This window comes from Arenibacter sp. F26102 (assembly GCF_023015865.1).
GTDB lineage: Bacteria > Bacteroidota > Bacteroidia > Flavobacteriales > Flavobacteriaceae > Arenibacter.
In genome coordinates this window covers 1-19,809 of record NZ_JALKBC010000027.1, presented here as the reverse complement: position 1 = coordinate 19,809, position 19,809 = coordinate 1, and the positions used below count along the sequence as shown (strand labels likewise).

Annotated in this window: 14 protein-coding genes and 1 pseudogene; 3 read left to right on the top strand and 12 right to left on the bottom strand. The window is 39.5% G+C overall.

What is annotated here, in order from left to right; all coding sequences use genetic code 11:
* From MWU78_RS21615 to MWU78_RS21575, 9 genes and pseudogenes are all read right to left on the bottom strand, one after another.
* The coding region (locus tag MWU78_RS21615; protein ID WP_247001782.1) for a transposase at positions 1–260 on the bottom strand (260 nt) is incomplete at its 3' end.
* Positions 261–394: 134 nt separating this feature from the next.
* Positions 395–565 (bottom strand): annotated as a pseudogene (locus MWU78_RS21610) (transposase); the annotation flags it as partial.
* A 139-nt stretch (positions 566–704) separates the two neighbouring features.
* Entirely contained in the window at positions 705–1,985 is a 1,281-nt protein-coding gene (locus MWU78_RS21605) for a sugar MFS transporter (protein WP_247001780.1), read from the bottom strand.
* A 188-nt stretch (positions 1,986–2,173) separates the two neighbouring features.
* Positions 2,174–2,419, bottom strand: coding sequence for a Rid family hydrolase (locus MWU78_RS21600; protein ID WP_348647131.1), 246 nt, complete (start codon positions 2,417–2,419; stop codon positions 2,174–2,176).
* A gap of 432 nt (positions 2,420–2,851) precedes the next feature.
* Positions 2,852–3,430: a creatininase family protein gene (locus MWU78_RS21595; RefSeq protein ID WP_247001776.1), complete on the bottom strand. Its 579-nt coding sequence runs from the start codon at positions 3,428–3,430 to the stop codon at positions 2,852–2,854.
* 33 nt (positions 3,431–3,463) lie between these two features.
* Positions 3,464–3,934 (bottom strand): hypothetical protein, encoded by a 471-nt coding sequence (locus MWU78_RS21590; RefSeq protein ID WP_247001774.1) that lies wholly within the window; start codon positions 3,932–3,934, stop codon positions 3,464–3,466.
* Between the two features lie 43 nt (positions 3,935–3,977).
* Complete coding sequence (locus tag MWU78_RS21585) at positions 3,978–4,607, bottom strand: hypothetical protein (RefSeq protein WP_247001772.1); 630 nt, start codon at positions 4,605–4,607, stop codon at positions 3,978–3,980.
* A gap of 1 nt (position 4,608) precedes the next feature.
* On the bottom strand, positions 4,609–5,412 hold the full coding sequence (locus MWU78_RS21580) for an SDR family oxidoreductase (protein ID WP_247001770.1): 804 nt from the start codon (positions 5,410–5,412) through the stop codon (positions 4,609–4,611).
* A gap of 40 nt (positions 5,413–5,452) precedes the next feature.
* A complete protein-coding gene (locus MWU78_RS21575) occupies positions 5,453–6,193 on the bottom strand; it encodes an SDR family NAD(P)-dependent oxidoreductase (RefSeq protein ID WP_247001768.1) in 741 nt (246 codons plus the stop codon).
* 359 nt (positions 6,194–6,552) lie between these two features.
* Here MWU78_RS21575 and MWU78_RS21570 point away from each other — a divergent pair, with 359 nt between their 5' ends.
* On the top strand, positions 6,553–7,479 hold the full coding sequence (locus MWU78_RS21570) for a GntR family transcriptional regulator (RefSeq protein ID WP_247001766.1): 927 nt from the start codon (positions 6,553–6,555) through the stop codon (positions 7,477–7,479).
* Positions 7,480–8,351: 872 nt separating this feature from the next.
* Positions 8,352–8,909: a cysteine peptidase family C39 domain-containing protein gene (locus tag MWU78_RS21565; RefSeq protein ID WP_247001764.1), complete on the top strand. Its 558-nt coding sequence runs from the start codon at positions 8,352–8,354 to the stop codon at positions 8,907–8,909.
* Between the two features lie 589 nt (positions 8,910–9,498).
* Here the strand turns inward: MWU78_RS21565 and MWU78_RS21560 are convergent.
* The 3 genes from MWU78_RS21560 to MWU78_RS21550 form a co-directional block, all read right to left on the bottom strand.
* Positions 9,499–12,804, bottom strand: coding sequence for an FG-GAP-like repeat-containing protein (locus tag MWU78_RS21560; protein WP_247001762.1), 3,306 nt, complete (start codon positions 12,802–12,804; stop codon positions 9,499–9,501).
* Between the two features lie 192 nt (positions 12,805–12,996).
* Positions 12,997–14,538, bottom strand: coding sequence for a RagB/SusD family nutrient uptake outer membrane protein (locus tag MWU78_RS21555; RefSeq protein WP_247001760.1), 1,542 nt, complete (start codon positions 14,536–14,538; stop codon positions 12,997–12,999).
* An 11-nt stretch (positions 14,539–14,549) separates the two neighbouring features.
* Complete coding sequence (locus MWU78_RS21550) at positions 14,550–17,573, bottom strand: TonB-dependent receptor (protein ID WP_247001758.1); 3,024 nt, start codon at positions 17,571–17,573, stop codon at positions 14,550–14,552.
* A 707-nt stretch (positions 17,574–18,280) separates the two neighbouring features.
* Between MWU78_RS21550 and MWU78_RS21545 the strand changes: the two genes are divergently transcribed.
* Positions 18,281–18,991 (top strand): GntR family transcriptional regulator, encoded by a 711-nt coding sequence (locus MWU78_RS21545; RefSeq protein WP_281503890.1) that lies wholly within the window; start codon positions 18,281–18,283, stop codon positions 18,989–18,991.
* Positions 18,992–19,809 lie beyond the last annotated feature (818 nt).

Genomic DNA, 19,809 nt, shown 5'->3' with positions numbered 1-19,809 from the left:
CTATAGTTGAGGGATATTGTGTTGGCAATGGTATTGAAGGCCCTGAAGCCTGTGTTTTCCACGTCCTTGTACCAATGTGCCAGCTTGGTATATGCCGTTTGTATAGAGGTTGCCGTATTGAATATGTTTCTGAGCCCCTGTACCAGGTCGAAGGCGAGCTTTATATCCGGATATTGCGAGAACAATATTTTACTTCTTTCGGATTGGTTTTGCGTCCAATTGTTGGGTGATTTATAAAGGAGGTACCTACTTCTGGCCAAGAGTTATTTTCTGGTGTCCCCATTGCTGAATTCTTTTGGGACGAATGTCCCGTTCTTTGCCCTTGCCCGTTTTATCTGTTCGTTCTCCAGGTCTATGGCGTCCCATCTGTGCTTGATCCGAACAATTGTTGTGTTTATGCAAATTTTGTAGTTAATCTATAAAGGAAGAATTCTACATTTTTGACTCCTCTGAATTGAGCCCTAAAGGCTTTTATTTTTGCATTGAATGATTCCGCCGATGAATTTGTACTCCTGTTTATAAAATAGTTCAGGATCGACCTATAATTGAGCGATATCGTGTTTGCGAAGGTGTTATACGCCCTTCAATTCGTTCTATCCTAGTTGGAATAAAAATCAGCCTACTCCCGAATATGTCTAAATCATAGATATTCATATGAATTTTTGTTATAGGTCAAAGCTGAATTTTGGTATTTTAGAACTATATCAGTTGGTGAATATCTTCCAATTCTCCGTGCGATGGCCCATTAGGGAATAGTAGAGTATAAATAGATAACAAGGCATCAGTATAAGAACGGAAACTTGTGGGTACGCTGCATAGTTGTCCAATAAGTCTCCAAAAACGACAGTAACAATACCGCCACCAATCAATGACATTATCATAAAAGCCGAGGCCCTCTGGGTATGGTTTCCCAAACTCCGTAGCGACAGTCCCCATATTGTACCCCAGAGCATAGAAGCACTAAAACCAAGGAAAAGCATACAATACACACTATATATTCCCGAAGTCAAGTACGTCCCCATGGTAAAAATAAGACCCCATATTGCAGCAAAAAGTAGTACCCTCTGTTGTGAAACGTACTTGGGCACCAAAATTGAAACAATCAAATAACCGAATAACATAACAAAAAGTGTATAGGTACTGAAATGTCTTGCCGTATCCATTGAAATACCCAAAGCTTGGCTATAAATGATGATACCGTCAATAGGGACGGTCTCACAGGCACCTGCAACGAATAGGGCAATTACCCCCAATATTAGATATGGATATTCAAAAATACTTTTACGGTCTTTTCGTATTTTTCTGCTTATATCCTTTGTATCAACTTTTTGATCGGTCTCGGGCAAATTGGAGAAATGGACTAAAGCGGCCACCCCAAAAAGTACTAGGGAAATGATAATATATGGGTTCACTATTTTTAGGGCATAGGCATCTAGCGCTACAGATTTTTCGATTTCGCTCAAACCTTTGATACTTTGGGTAAGACTATCAACATCGGCCAAAAAAATATTACCCAATATAAATAGGCAAACGATACCGGCTCCTTTGTTCGCTATACCCATATAACCTATGCGTTGTGCTGTGCTTTCGATAGGACCCATAATTGCGATGTAGGGATTTGCGGCAGTTTGAACCAAGGCAAGTCCCGTTGCGGTTATGAACAACCCCCCTAGAAACAGAGGATATAACCTAGAATAGGCGGCCGGTATAAAGAGCAAAGTGCCAATTGCCATTACGCAAATACCCAAAACCATTCCCCTACGGTAACCGATTAATTTTAAAACGTAAGCGGAAGGCAATGCCATTACAAAATAGGCGAAATAGGAACAGAAGGCGACTAAAGTTGCCTGAAAGTTACTCAGTTCCATGCAAATTTTGAAGTATGGAATGAGCACACCATTTACCCATGTAAGAAATCCAAAAACAAAAAATAACACTCCAATTATGGATAGTGGATATAGGTAAGATTCTTTTTTAATAGCCATATCAATTTAAATTAGAATATTTTATAAATTTAGTGCAAAGCCCCATTTGGCCTAAACATTTAGGAATTGTTTACGTGCCGAATAAATTAATTACGTCTATCATCTTAGTTGTTTTTCGGAATATAAAGCACAATCTAAATTCCATTTAAACACCTAACGGGAGCGAGTTGGTACGAAATTGGAAGACGCTAGGAATTTGATAATTCGAAAATAATATTTATTTCAACCCTTATATTTTTCCCAAGTATAGACCCAACCATATCGCGAGCCGGTTTTATATCAGTGAAATATGTAGCATAAACGGCATCGAATTTTTCAAAATGTGCAATATCTGTTAACTGGACAGTACTCTTATGTGCATCTTCCATTGTGCCTCTAGCTACTACCACAATTGCTTTGATATTATCCAAAGTTCTTTTTGTTTCTTCTTCAATACTTCCATGAACAAATTAGCTTGAATCGAAATCCACGGCGGCTTGTCCGCTTAAAAAAAGCATGCCATTATAGGCTAATGCGTCAGTCTATGAGCCAGAGTTGAAATTTATTTTCCGTTGAGGATGTGCAATTTTTTTTATCCATTATTCTCTTTAAATTAGTTTTATTAGATGTCCGTATAAATTAAATAGGCTATAAAATTTAATAATTATGACAACTAGCCCTTCTAGGTACAATAATGCCAATAGTCAACATGCTATTAATCTATCAAAGCGTAAACTATTTTTTGCAATCCTTTCAATACCAGTCCCATAATTTTTATGCCCTTGTCTTTTGAGGCAAATTAGGATTGCCATAAATTCCATTGGAAGTCAATTACTGCAAAGAACGATAGTTGAATACTTTAGACGGGTTCAACATGTCCCTTTTGCTTATTTATATACATTTACAAACTTACCTTTTTCAAGTTTATCCATGCGTACAAGTTCAGGAGCTATCAACATAATTAAAGATTCTTCAAATTCACCTGCATGTACCGTATTCATTGGACCAATTTCATTTAAAGCAGTCAAATCATTTCCTCCAAATTTCCACCTAGTTGCAAGTACAATGTTTAGATTTTTATAGGTTGAACCCAACTTCTCTACCAAGACCTGCCAAACGTCTTGATTTTCGCCATGGTTGTTTAAAAGAATCGTATTGGTAAATCCGTGTTTTAAAATCGATGAAACTATATCTTTAACTTGGTTAATAAATGTATTATGACTTCTAGTCAGCGAACCAAGAAAACCAATGTGATGCTCTGAACATCCAACGGCTATATGAGGTAAGACAAGTACTTTATCTGGGATGCTTTTATTCAAGGAAATGACAAAATGTTCCCCAATTAGGCGGTCTGTTGCAAATGGGAGATGTGGGCCGTGCTGTTCGTTAGCGGCCATTACCAACACTACCGGAGTTTTTTTATCAACTTTGGCAATTTCCAAACAGGTGAATTCATCCCAAATCATACGCTAAATACTTTATTACTGATTTTCTTTACGTTAGATCAAAGGAATATAACCAGTAAAACCTGCTATTTTCCATATATCATTAATCTTTCTGCACCTATACAAAGTTTGCCAATCAGTAGGCAGTTCACCTCCATCCTTTCTTTTCATAGAACCAGTGAACTTTTTATGCAAAAGGGCAACATTACCGTTAATTTCAATATTTTCCATTGAGATTACCTTATGAAAGGCAACTTCCTTATCTTCCAACAGATCTATTTTTGAAAAATCCTTGGCTTGTGTAAGCCATTCGTTTTTGTATGCTTCTAGGTTTGGGTATTTAAGTTCCCATTTATCTACATTATTTTGTTTTCCGGCATCAACGCCTATGAATCCTTCTTGAATAAAATCCTCTTTAACCATATCCCAATCTTGGGAAATAAAAGCTATTATATCCCTGTTAACGAGCATTTCCCATAGATATCTTCTATCTTGGTCATTGTGGGGGAATGGGTTTTTTTTCATAGTTAATATTCTTTATTACTTATTTGATAATGATTGATTGCATTCACATCAGGCTGGACACCAATCCTTTGCCAATAGGGAGTTCTACGTATGGTGGTTCAGATTTAAGTGGTGATATTAAAAGATCGTGTTCACGGATTGATCTTCCAAAAATATCACTAGGCCAAATACAAGATTCTGCAGCGGCGGCCGAACGGACGTACATCGCCTCTAGAATACACGGGTCGATTTCCGATCCATGCCAGCACGGAAGTTCTGCAGCTGTAGCTATATGATCCAGACGTTGAAAATTTGCCGGACCACAATTGAAATTAAACCCAACTATTGATTTCTGCTGAATTGCCTGAATACTATCTTTAATTCGTTGCCCATGAAGTATATATGGTAAAACTACCTGCAGAACCAAAAATTCAATATCAATTCTTATTAAGATATTGCAGATGGCCTCGACACGATTCAAAACATGGTTACGATATAATTCGGCCCAGCCTATAATACCATTACCCAAATCTAACTGTACAATTATCTTGAAAATTTGATCAAATTGCACGCTCCATTTGGCTTTAGCTCCGATCGGAAGCTTATGCAGCGGTTTGTCCATTCCCCGGCCTTCCATCGTTCCAGGATGTGTGGGTACCTTTACTTCATATAGATTGAGGCGTTTTATTTTCATGTCATATTTTATCCGTAATAAAACTATTTGAATGTAAAAGGTTGGTGAAACCAGCATCAATGATTATGGTTTGACCGGTAATAGACCTTGAAAGATCCGATAAAAGAAATACAACAGCATTTCCACAATCACGGGATGTTATTGTGTGCCTTAGGCTTTGGTATTCGTTTTTTTGATTTTTGAACCAGGTTTCAGGGTCATTCGTCCATGCGGCTGCGGCCTCCATATTTTGTTCGGAATCGATATAACCCGGAGCAATTGCATTACACCGTATTCCCATTTCGCCAAGTTCTATTGACATCCCACGTGTAAGTCCCTCCACGGCGGCTTTTGCACTAGCATAAATGGCATATTTGGAAAGAGTTTCTCTTGCATGTACGGAAGATATGTTGACAATGTGTCCGATTTGATTTTCGTCTATTAATTGATTTACGAAAGCCCTAGACATCATCCATAACCCCTTTACATCAATATTATAAAGATGATCGAATTCCGTTGTTGTGTATAGATGTGCCTTTTTGCGGAAACCTACACCTGCATTGTTGATCAGGCCATGGATAATACCATGTTCTTTTTTGATTATGGAGAAAATGCGTTCTACTTCTTCCGGGTTGCTGATATCCCCTGGAATAGAAATGGCGTTTGGATATTTCTTAGCCGAGGCTTCGGCTTTTTTAGCATCAATATCATTTATAAGAATTTGACCACCACATGCAGCTATGGCCTCACAGACACCCGAACCCACTCCTGTGCCGGCCCCTCCGGTTATCAAATATTTTTTATTGCTTAAATCAATTTGTACCATTACTCATTTTTTTGAATGAACTATCTTTCTTAATAATTACTCAATACGTCGCGCGACCCCCTGAAAGATCAAAAATAAATCCAGTATTGAACGTTGCTTCTGCAGATACAATCCAACAGACCAGGGCAGCAACTTCTTCTACAGTACCTAATCTCCCCATTGGTATTTTGGCGGTCATATATTTTAGTGTTTCTGGTTCCGTGTTATTGTTCATCTCGGTTGCGATTACGGCCGGTGCAATTCCGTTCACGGTAATTCCGGTATTGGCATATTCTTTGCCCACACCCTTTATTAATCCAATAAGACCAGCTTTGCTTGCAACATAACCCGCCATACCAGGATTTCCTTCTTTCCCGCCGATGGATGCTACATGTAGAATTCTACCGTATCCTTGTTTCGACATCTGTGGCAAGACGGCCTTGGTAATATTGAAAGCACCATTCAGATTTATGTCTAACACTTTTTGAAAGTCTTCTAACAAGTATTCCTGGATTTTTGTATTGGTGGGCCCTACAATTCCGGCACTGTTAACCATTATATCTAAGCGGCCATAAAGTTTTATTACATTTTGAATTTTATCTTGAAGATTCTTTTCATCTGTAATATCTACAATATGCGTCGTTATTGATGTGTTTTGTTTGGTCAATTCAGCCAAGTCCTTTTTGAGCACATCAAAAACTGATACTTGGGCACCTTCATGGACCAAGCGTTCCGCTATTGCTTTTCCGATACCACGTGCACCTCCTACAATTATTGCTACTTGATTTTCAAATCTTTTCAAAAGTCCTTTTTTTAGATTAAATATTATTGGATTTGGAGATTACCTCAAAATTACTGTTTGTTAATTGTTAGTCATCAACTATAACCCCTGACCCGTCCAATCTTATCTCTGATATATCGCCCGTAAAAGTGTTATTGTTTCAAAAAGGAGTATGTCAGCTTTATGTAAAATTGTCAATTATTCTTCCAATGCTCAACTTCGATTATTGGTAAAAATATTTGAGTTCTCAAATTAATTCACGATAGGATTGTTCAGTTCGTTAACAAACATAGTGTTTTTATTATAAATAATAAAACCTAAATATTTTTAGCTGATAATAAAACATATAATTTTAATATTTATAGTGTTATCTTTGCAAAATGAACTATAGCAAATTAATTTTAGAGGTTTACAACAAACTACTCGATGATATATTGAAGGATAAAAATATTCCGCGAGGCATATCGACTGAATCTGAACTTGCTAAGAAATACGCCGTTAGTAGATCGACCATAAGAAAGATTATGGAAATCATGTACAAAAAAACGATTGCAGTAAAAGATGGTTCTAATAAAATTTTATTGCGATTGCCTGAAAAGGGCGACTATTTTTCAAAGGAAGAAGTGAAGAATTCAAAATCAGATCAAGCTGAACGCGCAATACTTAAAAAGTTGTACAAATATGACCTTAAACCTAGCAATCGTTTTTCCGAACTCGAGCTCGCAAGGGAATTCAATATGAATACTATATCCATTAGGGAAGCTCTAATTGGAATAAGTCAAACAGGACTAATAACTAAAAGATCAGGTCAAAAATGGGAAGTTGTAGCTTTAACCCAGTCTAAAATCAGCCAACTTGTCGAATTCAGATTTATTCTTGAGATGTATGCGATGGATTGCTTTAAAAATAATCCTTTAGAAGTTGAAAAACTAAAAGCCTTTCAGCTTTTGCTTCAAAATCATAAAAAGTTAATACAAGTAAAAAGGATAGATGTAGATGATTTTTTCAATCTAGAAGAACAATTCCATTATACTTTGGTAAATAGATGTCAAAACGAATTTATTATTAAATCCTATCGATCTCTTTTTATCCTTATCAGCTACCATATCGGTCAAATCAAATACGATTCAATTAAAATCAAAAAGGTACTGGGTCAGCATATTGATGTGTTGGAGGCAATTCTGGACGCAGATTTCACAAGGGCCAAGAAAGCATTACAAAGCCATTTAGATCATGCAGGAAATAGTATGAGAGAAGTTAATATCTGTTCATCAGAAAAGAAACTTAATATTGAACATGCTAAGTGATTTTAGTATTAGTCACAAGACATGGTTCTTGACCTATATAGGAATGTTCATTCGGTATTCTTAAATTGGTAATTTACCAAGAAACAACGAGCTCATTGGCCTTTTCCAAAACATGGTTGGTAAAACTTTTCAAATAAATTTCTGTTGTACGCAAAGAATTATGGCCTAGGCATAGCTTATTATCTGTGTCGATTGTCAAACTTACCTTGGCCATTGACCTTCAGATATTATAAGTAAAAGTGAAGAAATAATAATACTCACTTTAATAAACTTTCACCCTAGGGGGTGAGTTTTTGAGCCCAGTCCGGACCGCAAATTAAACAAAGGTCTTCAAGAGTTTGGAGGCCTTTTTTATTTGCTTTGGAATCGCCAATAACGCTCATTTTTACTTTTAATATAATTTAAACCCAGATGAGATAATTTGGGTTCATTTGTAGTTCTTAGTCGAGTATTAGGACTACCGAGATGTTTCCAACTGATGGATTCTAATTTTATTAACCCAGGCATTTTAAGCATTGATCAGATTTTTGAACAGTATTTATTTGTGCTAATTCCCATATTTATTGTATCTTATTGTAGATTTTTCCGATGAATTAAAGATTATGGAATTGTTAGTAGTTCGTGTCCTTTTTCTAATTGGAACCATACATTTTCATAAATTAAATTCGTTAAACTAGTTCTCCCAATCAACTATTCCCATAAGAGTTTTATACAGGAATTGTATAGGTTTTTAAGTACAATAAATGGTTGTTGCGATTTGGACCCGTAGAATTTTTTCAAGACTAATCGGTCTCCATATATAAATCATTTTCGAAGTCTAAAGGTTCAACCGGATTATTGGGTTATTTTGAGATATTGTAATTGGAGTGCAGATGAAGTTCGGGACCAACCTTTATCCGATTTACCGTCAGCCTTATCAATTGGATTGTGGTCCGGCATGCCTAAAAATCATCACCAAACATGATGGAAAAGATTACAATTTGGAATGTCTCAGACAAATTTCCAACCTGAGAATAGGAGGTGAGGCGCTGGCAGGGACTTTTGGTAGCTTTGGCAGGAATTGTTGTCGCCGCCATAGGTATACGATCCGATATGAGGAATTGGTGAATGGCGTTCCATTACCCGGAGGTGCGAATTTGGAGAACAATAATTTTTTGGTGGTTCACAGGGAACCTATGAAGTATATATATATACTTTTCCGATTCCGCAATTGGGTTAGCCAAGTATGGTCATATGGAATTTGTTCAGAAATGGGAATCCCGCGGACAATTAAAAAGAACGCACTTTTACTAGTGGAACCCAACCGCAATTTTACAATATCCAAGGAGCGGATACCTAGCACACGGGATTGGGATTCCGGATTATGTATTTATTGCCATTTAAGGTTTACATTGGCCAATTGTGCCTTGGGCTTTTATTTGCCACTATAATTCAATTGCTTCTTCCATTTTTGACACAAAGCCTTGTAGGTTATTGCATTGGTTTTATCCACCTTATTGTAATCTCACTTCAAGTAGATTCCAGAACGTATGTTACTACTAATCACGAGATTCACCTTTAAGAGAATATCCCTGTATTCAATATTTGTTACCAGGTCAGAATCGTCGGTGGGCTCTTTTCCGAAATATGTAATACCTGTCCCATATATTGTCCACACTTTTATCTTTCTACGGCTTTTATCTCTGCGCTTTTTATCGACAACAGGATTCTTATTAATTTCGTTATTCAAATTCCGGCTAATATGCACATCGCTGAATATCGTTCAGTTTTGGGTTGTTCCTCGAAAAGAGCTTAGGTTTTCAATGCTAACCGTATTCTGGGAATGTAAAATCTGGCAAAATGTCAGAATTAAAAAATGTATAACGAATCTTAGGGTGATGCTTAGTATTTTTGAAATCTGTACGCTTGAAAATAATCGACTAAATATTGTATGGGCCTCATGTAAAAACTATTAGGGGTAACTAGCAAAGTTATAAACCCTTTTAATCCAAAATGTTTTAAGAAATACCTATAGATTTCTTAAAATCCATTTTCTGTTCTGGTCAATTTCACGAACTGAACAGTATCACTGTTTTTGGCAACAATTATGTACTTGGTTCCTTTGATTACGGCTGTTGCCATATCCTTGACATCCCCGTTTATGAATAAACCACTTTGTCGACTTGGTACAGGGTTAAATCCACCTTTGCCGTCCCCTTTAAGCAAAAGTCCGTTACTGGCATCGTTTCTAGGTGTTTCCACTTCTGAACCAAATAGGTTCCCCGCTATAATTGCGTCTAGATTGGAGTCTCCATCATAATCATTAATCAATATCTGGTTTATACTTGAAAGTTGGGCTATATTGGGTAATTTGTGCAAAATGAATTTACCATTTTTATTTTCCATATAAACGCTTGCAAAAGACTTGACCTGATAATGCAACGATTCCTCAAGTTGTTGTTTCGAATATACATCTTCAAGGGTTGCAGTGGAAAACGAAGCATAGTCCTTAAATTTTCTTTTAATACCTGGCATTTGTTGAGAACTGCATTCCCTGCCACGAAGGGGGTATTTTTCACCCTTGTTAAAGTAGCTTAAGACAATGTCCCTACTATTGTTCTTGTCAAAATCGTTGTAATAAATATCAAATGTTTCGGTAGGATTGGCCTTGTATTTGTAGTTTAAGCCAAGATTGCCAACAAAGAAATCCATATCACCATCCTTGTCAAAATCAGCAGGTTCAATACTAAACCACCAGCCAGTAGTATCTTCCAAATTAAGCTTTTTAGTCAAATTTTCGAACTCTCCCTGGTTGTTTTTAAGAATTGTTATGGGCATCCACTCACCGACCAAGATCAAATCCGTCCAACCGTCATTATCAAAATCGGTCCAAGTGACATCTGTTACCATTCCTATTGCCTTTAAGAAAGGTGCTATCTTTGAAGTAACATCCTCAAATTTCGGATTTCCAGGATTGCCCACATTTTCCAAGAGATAGCTCCGTGGTGCTGAGGGGTAGGACCCGGGAACCTGCCGCCCCCCTAAGAACAAATCAAGGTCACCATCTTTATCATAATCAAATGGATGTACCCTTAATCCGCTCGTCAACATTTCTGGCAGGGCCTTGCTATCTTTTTTAAAATTCCCGTCTCCATCGTTAATGTACAATCTGTCTTGGAGAAAGGGAGAAGTTGACGTCATTTCATTGCCTCCGCTAACTATATAAATATCATTGTCCCCATCTTGATCTGCATCAAAAATAGAACTCCCTACATCTTCAAATTCACTATCTTGGGATATGGCAGCGATTTCCTGTATTTGAAAACCCGTATCGGTTTGAAAAAATACACCTGTTTTTCTACCTATGGCACCTCCAAGTACAAGGTCGTCCAAGCCATCATTATTCAAGTCCCCAACCGCTAGGGCAGGACCCAAGTTGGACATCTTGTGCGGCAACAAAATTTCTCGTTGAAAATCATTGAACACGTTTTCCTGATGGCTATATTTTGGAACAATTGTACTGTCGGAAATTGTTTTGAAAAGCAATGGGGAGTAACTGGTAGTAAGTGGGGAGGGGCTTATTGGCGCAACAGCATCTTTAAGGCTCACCGTAAGGTTTTGACCGGCGGGCACATTTTTCAACAGTTGGACTTTGCCATTCGGCCATGTTATCCTTAAAGTATCGATCTTTTCCGTACCGCCCACGCCAAAGTGTAAACTTGGAGCTACTGAAGATTGGAATCCCCTGGTCAAAGTCATTTCTTGGAATTGGGTAGTGCCATTTGCAGTAAGTACAACTTTGACCCCCAGTCCCATTCTATTTTTATCAGCACCATTGAACTTTAATGTAAGAAAGTTGTTTTTTAGGGCATTCGTGTTTTCAAATAAAGTGGGGTAATCATCTATATTATTGGTTACAATTTCTAAATCCCCATCGTTATCAAGATCGGCGTAAACCCCGCCGTTTGAAAATCCTTTATAGGTTAAGCCCCATTTTTGGTTCACCTCCTCAAAAGTTAGATCGCCGTTATTTCGGAAAACAAAATTATCTATTTTTTCGGATGGAATGCCAAGACTGCGCTCCAAGAGGTTGTCCGGAGTATTTTCTGTTTTGTGCATTTCCGTAAAATAGTCCTTATTGTTGATTTCCCTTCTTGTTCCGTTGGAGATGAAAATATCCTTCCACCCATCATTGTCCAAATCGGCCATTAACGGCCCCCAGCTCCAGTCTGTTGATGATACCCCGGCCATTCTCGAAATGTTGCTAAAATCCGGCAGAGAACCGTTCAACGTACCATTGTTCATCTGTAGACTGTTTTGCATATATTGGTAATGAAAACCGGAATTTACGGTACTCCAAAAAAGGTCTGGATTCATACTGGACATATTCGCCTTTGCCCTGCGGTTGTCTTTGGCGGTCATATCCATTTGAAGTATGTCGAGCAATTGGTCGTTATTGAAATCCGCAATATCTACACCCATACCGTAGAATGAAGTGTTTTTGGTCATTTCTTTATTATGTTCGGAGAAAGTGCCGTCTTGGTTATTGATATAAAAAAGGTCGGGAGTACTAAAATCGTTCGATATATAAATATCCGGCCATCCGTCCTGATTAACGTCACCTACGGTGGCGCTCAGCGATAGCCCAAAGGAACGTATGCCGGCATCATCTGTGACATTGGTAAAGATATTACCGTCGTTACGGTACAGATGGTCCGTTTCATGATCCTTTACCTGTCTTTTTTTGGTAAGATAATAGTGATTGGGTGCCGTAAAAGGCGTTGGGGGGTAATTGGCCACGTATAGATCTAGGTCTCCGTCCAGATCATAATCAAAAAAAGTAGCCTGAACACTGTTTCCAATATCGGCTAAACCATATTCAGCCGCTCTATCGGTAAAGGTATTATCTCCGTTATTAATGTAAAGTTGATTGTCTTTAGGACCGAATTTACCGCCAACCGAACAATAGATATCCAAAAAACCGTCATTATTCACATCGGCCGTGGTTACGCCCGTATACCAACGGGAATCACCTGAAACACCGGCTTTCTCAGAAATATCCTCAAACTTTAGATTTCCTTTGTTCAAATACAATTTATTGGGTACCATGTTGCCGGTAAAAAACAGATCTACAAGACCATCATTGTTCACGTCCCCTGCAGAAACTCCCCCTCCCATGTATATATAACCGTAACTTAAATAATTGAGCGAATCGTTCTCGGTTAGTTTATTGACAAAATCCAGACCGGTTTCCTCGTGGGTGAGTTGTTTGAATTGTTTGATTTTTGACTGGGAGCTTTCGTGGCTTGTAGTACATGCCCCGAAAATAAATAAGACTAAGGCCATGGTGACCACATTATTTGTTATTTTACATATATACATTGCAAATTCAAAATTTCTTAGGTTGAAAACCAATTGCACTAAATTATCCTGGCATGTCGTTAACTTGAAAATCGGTGCCCAAATTTAATTAAAATTGGCGAAACCAAAATTTAGGTTTCGCCAATAATAACTAACTCAAACTAACTAATAATTTTCTTAATATCCCGGATTTTGATCCGCATTGGTCATTAGTGGATTGCCATCGATCTCCGCTTGAGGAATCGGCATCCATTCATGTTTTCCGGTTTGGAAACCGATAATCTCCTCGGCAAGCATTCCCCATCTTTTTAAATCCATGTAGCGAATCTGTTCTCCCGCAAGCTCAACGGTACGCTCATGCACTATGGCATCGAATACTTGGGCCTGTGAACCTACTGGGTATCCGCGACTGTCCATCTCGGCGGTTCCGTAGTTCGGCATACCTACACGATCCCGGACCCGGTTCAATAAGGTAATGGCCGGCTCCGTATTGCCCAATTCATTTTCTGCCTCGGCCCACATCAAGAGTACGTCGGCATAACGTAGCACCCTAAAATTAATACCACTATATTCAAATCCATCACTTAGGCGCGTATCCAAATTTTGATATTTGCGCCATCTAGGGTCTGAGAAAGTAAAGACCAATGGCACGGTACCACTGCCATCTGAAGGACCAAATGCGACCGGGCCATTAATGGGCAGGTCAGATCCCTCTGGATAGCGCTGGCCGCCAAATTCATCACCGGCAGAATAGAAATAGGCCTTTATCCTTGGGTCCCCATCCTCGTATTTGTCAAGCAGTGAGGGTCTGACCACAATATTGGCAAAATTAAGGGGCGAATATTCTATACCGCGGAAAGTGGTTTCACGTACACCGCTTCCGGTAGCGCCCCATTGATCCCCTCCAATGGCCTCATCATAATTTACCTCAAAGATCGACTCCGGGTTGAACTCCCCAGCTATATTGCCGTTATCGCGTGGGTCCACACCAACAATGGTATATCCCGCTATGGCCTCAAGCTCGGCCTTTGCTTCCTCCCATTGCTCAAGGAAAAGATGTGCCTTGCCCTTTAAGGCTTGAGCGGCCCCCTTGGTAGCCCTGCCATCTTGGGTATCCCCCTTGGCGGGAAGATTGGCCTTAGCAAAATTAAGATCGTCCAAAATAAGAGCGTAAACCTCCGCCTGTGTAGCTTTCGGGGTGCCGTTCGCATCAGTGGCAGGAGCGGTCAATAAGGGTACCCCGCCCCATACATTAGTAAGATTAAAGTAATATAGGGCCCTTAAGAATTTGGCCTCGCCCAATCTTTGGTCAATCTCGTCCTGTGATACATTCTGTACCAAATCGCTTTCAATGGACTCTATGACAAAATTGGCACTGGCCACTCCCCGATAACAGGCCTCCCAAAAGGTAAGCAATTCGCCCAGGGATGGATCATAGGTATAGTCCATGAACGCCTTTAGGCCTCCTTGTAAGGCATCGGTTCCCAAATTTTCCTGGGATAGGTTGTCATAAAGGAAAAACCCGATCCTTCCGTACATCCCTTGAGTCTGCAAAAAACTGTAGGCGGCGTTGACCGCCGATTGGAGTTCTCCGGAATTTTGGAAAAACACATCGGGGACTATCACGTTGGGATCTTGAAGGTCCAACTCTTCTTCCTTACATCCAATGATACTTATCAATAACGTAAATAGGGTAAATATGATATTTTTTGTCTTCATTTCAATTTTTTTTAAAATTTAACTTGTAATCCGGCCAATATTGTCCGTGGCGGGGCATAATTTCCAAGATCCAGTCCGATTGCCGTAACTGTTCCTCCGGACTGTCCAGGTACGATCTCTGGATCATACCCAGAATATTTCGTCCATGTCGCGATGTTCTGACCGCTAAGGTAGAATCGTAAGCTGCTAAGGGCACCGTCCGAGAAGCCTTGTAATGCCGTTTCGGGAATTGTATAGCCAAGAGTTATGCTCCGAAGGCGAGTGAAGGACCCGTCCTCAATAAACCTGTCTGATACTAGCTCATTGCCCGTAAAACCGGGCGTAGCCTTGGGAATCGTATTCGATGGGTTCGTAGGCGACCATCTGTCCATCACCACGGTGCTCATATTGAACAATCGTGCTTGCTGTTCGGTAGTATATCTGTAACCGGCGTAGGTATCGTTCCCATATACCCCGTTAAGGAAAATTGAGGCATCTAGGTTCTTGTACGCAAAGTTAAGATCAAGGCCCAAGGTAACATCCGGTATTGGATTTCCTATGATCACCCTATCATCGGCATTGACGACTCCATTGTTATTTACATCTACATAACGTATGTTTCCTGGCTCCGCATTATTTTGGGTGGCATAGGCATCTACTTCCGCCTGGTTCTGGAAAATCCCGTCCGTCCTATATCCAAAGAAATGGAACATGGATTCACCAACCAATAATCTGTTATGGTTTTGCTGATAGAAGCTGCCATTGAATATGGCTTCCACGTTCCCTAAGGAGGTGACTTCCGAACTGAGATTGGCAAAAGCATTGAAGTTGGCGCCCCAAGTAAAATCACCCTCATAATCTTTAAAGGCCATTACGAATTCCAGTCCTTTACTTTCCGTGCCACCCACGTTCTGGGTTATTGTTCCCCTAGTGTCTCCCGAAGACCTTGGCGTCGGAACATCGACCAAAAGGCCATCGCTTTGGTTGATAAAGTATTCGGCCGAAAAGGTAAAGGCATTGTTGAAAAGACCGAGATCTGCCCCGATGTTTATGGAGGTCAATTCTTCCCACTTAAGGGCTGGATTGGCCAATCGGGATGGTCTGGTACCACTCACCAGATTTCCGTCAAAGACATAATTGAAATTGGTCTGTAGGCCAAAGTCATATAGATAGTCCCCAATATTATTGTTGCCGGTAATACCCCAGCTCCCTCGTAGTTTAAGGTCGGAAATAGAAGTGTTGTCCTCAAAGAAAATCTTTCCTAGGTTCACCCCTCCGGATACAGACGGGAAATAGCCCCATCGGTTCTCAGGGCCAAATCGTGATGACCCATCGGCTCGTATAGTACCCGAAAGGAGGAGCTTCTTGTCAAAGTCATAACTGGCCCTTCCGAATAGGGAATGTAGATTATTCTCGCTTGTAAAACTTGATACATTGATAATATCTCCTGGATTCAGATTCTCGACAAAATCGGTCAAACTGTTCCTTGTCATTGCATCGACTTGTTCATAGTTTCCTTTGTTCCGCTCATATCCGGCTAATACATCAATATTGTGCAGGTTATTTATGGAGGTGTTATAATTTAGGGTATTGGTAATTACGGTACCCATTGATTTACGCCTTACCTTTTCGGTTTCCGCATTCAGGCGTTGCCGGGAACCCGTAAGTATAGACCTACTGAAGTTGTCGGTATTGTTGAACGAATGGTCAAGACCGATGGTCAATGTATAGGTAAGGTCTTCTACGATCTCATAAGATCCAAAGAGCGAGCCGACGATACTAGTCGAAGTATCTAGATTGTCGTTGTTCCTTAATAACCTCACCGGGTTATTCGCATCCTGACCGTCAAAGGAAGTGGTCACTTCCGAATAGAAATTCGTGCTTTCGTCGTAAACAGGGATCGTTGGCGTTATCCTCAGTAGAGAGCTAAAGATAGCCTCCCCTGGGTGTCTTCTTGAAACTCCCAAGTTGAATGTTTGGCCGACCTTGATTTTGTCGCTAAGCTTGATATTTGTGTTCAGCCCCAACGAATACCGTTGAAAATCGGTTTCTATCAAAGTACCCTCTTGTTTCAGGTAGCCTGCGTTTACACTATAGGTCGCTGTCTCGGACCCCCCGGAAGCCTGAACATTGTAGTTCTGCACCACGCCTGTCCTAAACACCTCGTCTTGCCAATCGGTATTCACCGCCGGATCGAAATTTCCTGGCTGCAATCCTGGATAAACTTGGTTTCCGGGGGCGACGGGATCGGCGTCATAGGCCTCGGAGGCATATTGCCTATATTGATCTGCATTGAGCAGGTCCAAGGTTTTTGGATTGGTAGCCAGACCGGCATAGGTACTGAATTGGAACACGGGTTTCACACTGGGTCTTCCGGCCTTGGTCTTTATGAGTATTACTCCGTTGGATCCCCTTGAACCATAAATGGCCGCACTTGACGCATCTTTTAGGACATCGACGGATTCTATGGATTCCGCAGGGATATTGTTCAAGCTTCCCGTAGGCACTCCATCTACCACATATAAAGGACTATTATTCCCAAATGTTCCCAGACCCCTAATGGTAACCAGTGGGTCTGATCCTGGAGTACCCGTGTTGACAACCTGCACCCCGGCCGCCCTGCCCTGGAGTGCCTGTTGAACACCGATCGCCGGGGTCTCAACCAAGTCTTCGCTGCTGACAGAGGAGATGGCATTGGTGATCGAAGCCCTGCTCTGGGTTCCATAGCCCACCAAGACTACCTCTTCCAATTGGCTGGCATCCTCCTCTAGGACTATGTCGATAGTGCTCCGACCTCCGATGGCCACTTCCTGTGGCATGAAACCTATGTAGCTTATCAGCAGGGTGGCATTACCCGATGCCTCGATCGCAAAGTTACCATCGAAATCGCTCTGGGTTCCGTTCGCTGTTCCCTTTTCCACGATACTAGCTCCCGGTAGTGGCGTCCCCGTAGCATCGGTAACGCTACCCGTTACGGTCAATTGGGATAAATCTACATCATTTTCAGAAGCTTTTAATTGATAATTGATGGCTAATATGGAAAATGTCACTAACATAATAGCTTTCCATTTCGTTCTTTTTTTGTGAGGCTGAAGATTCCTTTTCCATAATTTAAACATAGTTTTCAAGATTAGTTGGTTAAATGATTTCCATTTGATCGTATTAGTCAAATTTCAACACTTTTGTATAAGAAAATTATTTAACAAAAGTTTCACAAACATAATCAAACATCTTGTATAGGCAAGTAAAAGATTATTTTTTTGGTAAATTACATGATACCACAATTAACAGCTTGTATAAGCTAGGCTTAATATGGTCAATTGATTCTAATGTTAATTAAAACAAAATTTAAGAAATACCTAATATATTTTAATATCCTAACTTAATCATTGGTTAAGTTAGGATATTAGAAAGTTTATTGGACTTTATTATGATAATGTATAATTTATTATATATTTTTAAGCCATTGTATCCGGATTGGTTATTGAGTCGTTGTTTTATAAAAAGTTAGGCATTTATAGAAATATTACATTGAAATGGATAATTACAAAACTAACTTATATCTATAAGTTAGTTTTGTAATTATCCATTTGTGGAGAATACTAAATGTTTCCTCTTGGGAGTAGTTAGAAGTGTTCTTTGTAAATATCTATTGATATTTTAAAACTGAATTACGAACCTCAAGGCGGGATTATTGTTCCTTGGTTTTGTTTGGGCCTGTAATTTGATGTATATTGCCTATTAAACAGGAAGTTTTCGATCATTGGAAAAGTTTAAGAAATACCAACAAATACTAGAGTATACAAAGAGGAGAATACAAACTGGTAAATATCCTTTGGGAAGTTATTTGCCCTCTGAAAACGATTTCAGTGAACAATTCAACACGACAAGAACAACAGTAAGACGAGCACTTGAAGAGCTAATTCGGGAGGGTTATATTGTAAAGGAGCACGGGAAGGGAAGCAAGGTCTTGGAGCGCAGTAAATTTTTGGGACTTCTAACGGTAAAGGGATTTTACGAATCTTCCGATTTCAAAGTAAGGACTGTAGTTACCAAGGAACCGAAAATTACGCAATGGGATCCAATTATTGAATTTCCGTTGACAGAGGAAGAAAGAAATTCAGAATGTGTTTATTTTCAAAGAGTTAGGTATATACATAAAAACGCTGTAGTACTCGAGAACAATTGGTACTCATTGCATGCTTTAGAACCAATTAAATCTGAAGAATTCGTTGAAGGATCTTTCTTTAAGACCTTAAGTCAGGAATATCTCATAGAAATTACGGGTTCTGAGCAAGAATTTAGAGCAGTGAGGGCTTTGGAAGAAGTCGCAAAGAATCTTGGAATAGCCGTTGGAGATCCAATACTTCAAATCTGTATACGGTTTCGGACAAGTCGGTCCGGGCTCAATTTATATGGCAACCTATATTGTAATACCGCAGATTATCCTATCCGTAATAGCTATTTTTTGTAGCCTTCATTTTTTATCAATAACAAGAACCTCGTATACTTTATTTTTGTATAATACTCCCCAAATTTAGGACAGCAGGTTAAGTTGTAATTTAACCATTTAAAATTCGAATTACATCCCAACCAAATATCAGGTTGGAAACGCGAGTTTTAGAAAATGCAGATCTGGCCTTCTGGCCAATAGCTAATAAAGAAGGTCTCGAATCTGGGACCGGACCGCTTTACAATAAAGTCTGTCGGTTGCAGGTTGAGAACGATTTATTATAGTAAGCCTTGGGTAAAGGAGGACTAACCTAACAATATAGAAAGTGGTAAGGTCCCAAGGCTATATCTTGTCCAACAATGTTAGCTCCTGGATATCTATCGGGCGGGTCTTTTTTTAGCATTTGTGACATAATTGTTGGTCTTTGTGGCATTCAAGTATTTGTTTTGGCGCATATTGGTGGCATTATAGTGTTCGATCATTGTTTCAATAAACAGGCTGGAACCATTAATAATTATACCAAATTGGCATACCTAAAATTCAATAGAGCCGTATTTTTTGCTGGGCAATCAACTTTGGCTGTTCTAATTTATATGCCTTCAATTTGACGTATTCCTATCCTTTGTCATGTTACCGGCCTAGTTGCTTTGAGGAATAATGTTCTTGGTCTTTAGCAAATGGATTCAAAAAAGTTGTAATAACCTGAATTCGACGTAAGAAAGTAAGGTTTTCACAATAGAAATAGCGGAAAATTAGGTATATTTAAGTATCTGAAATTCAAATATTTAACCAACTTTCCGCTTATGATTTCCAAGGATAAAATTACTGAAATTTTCTGT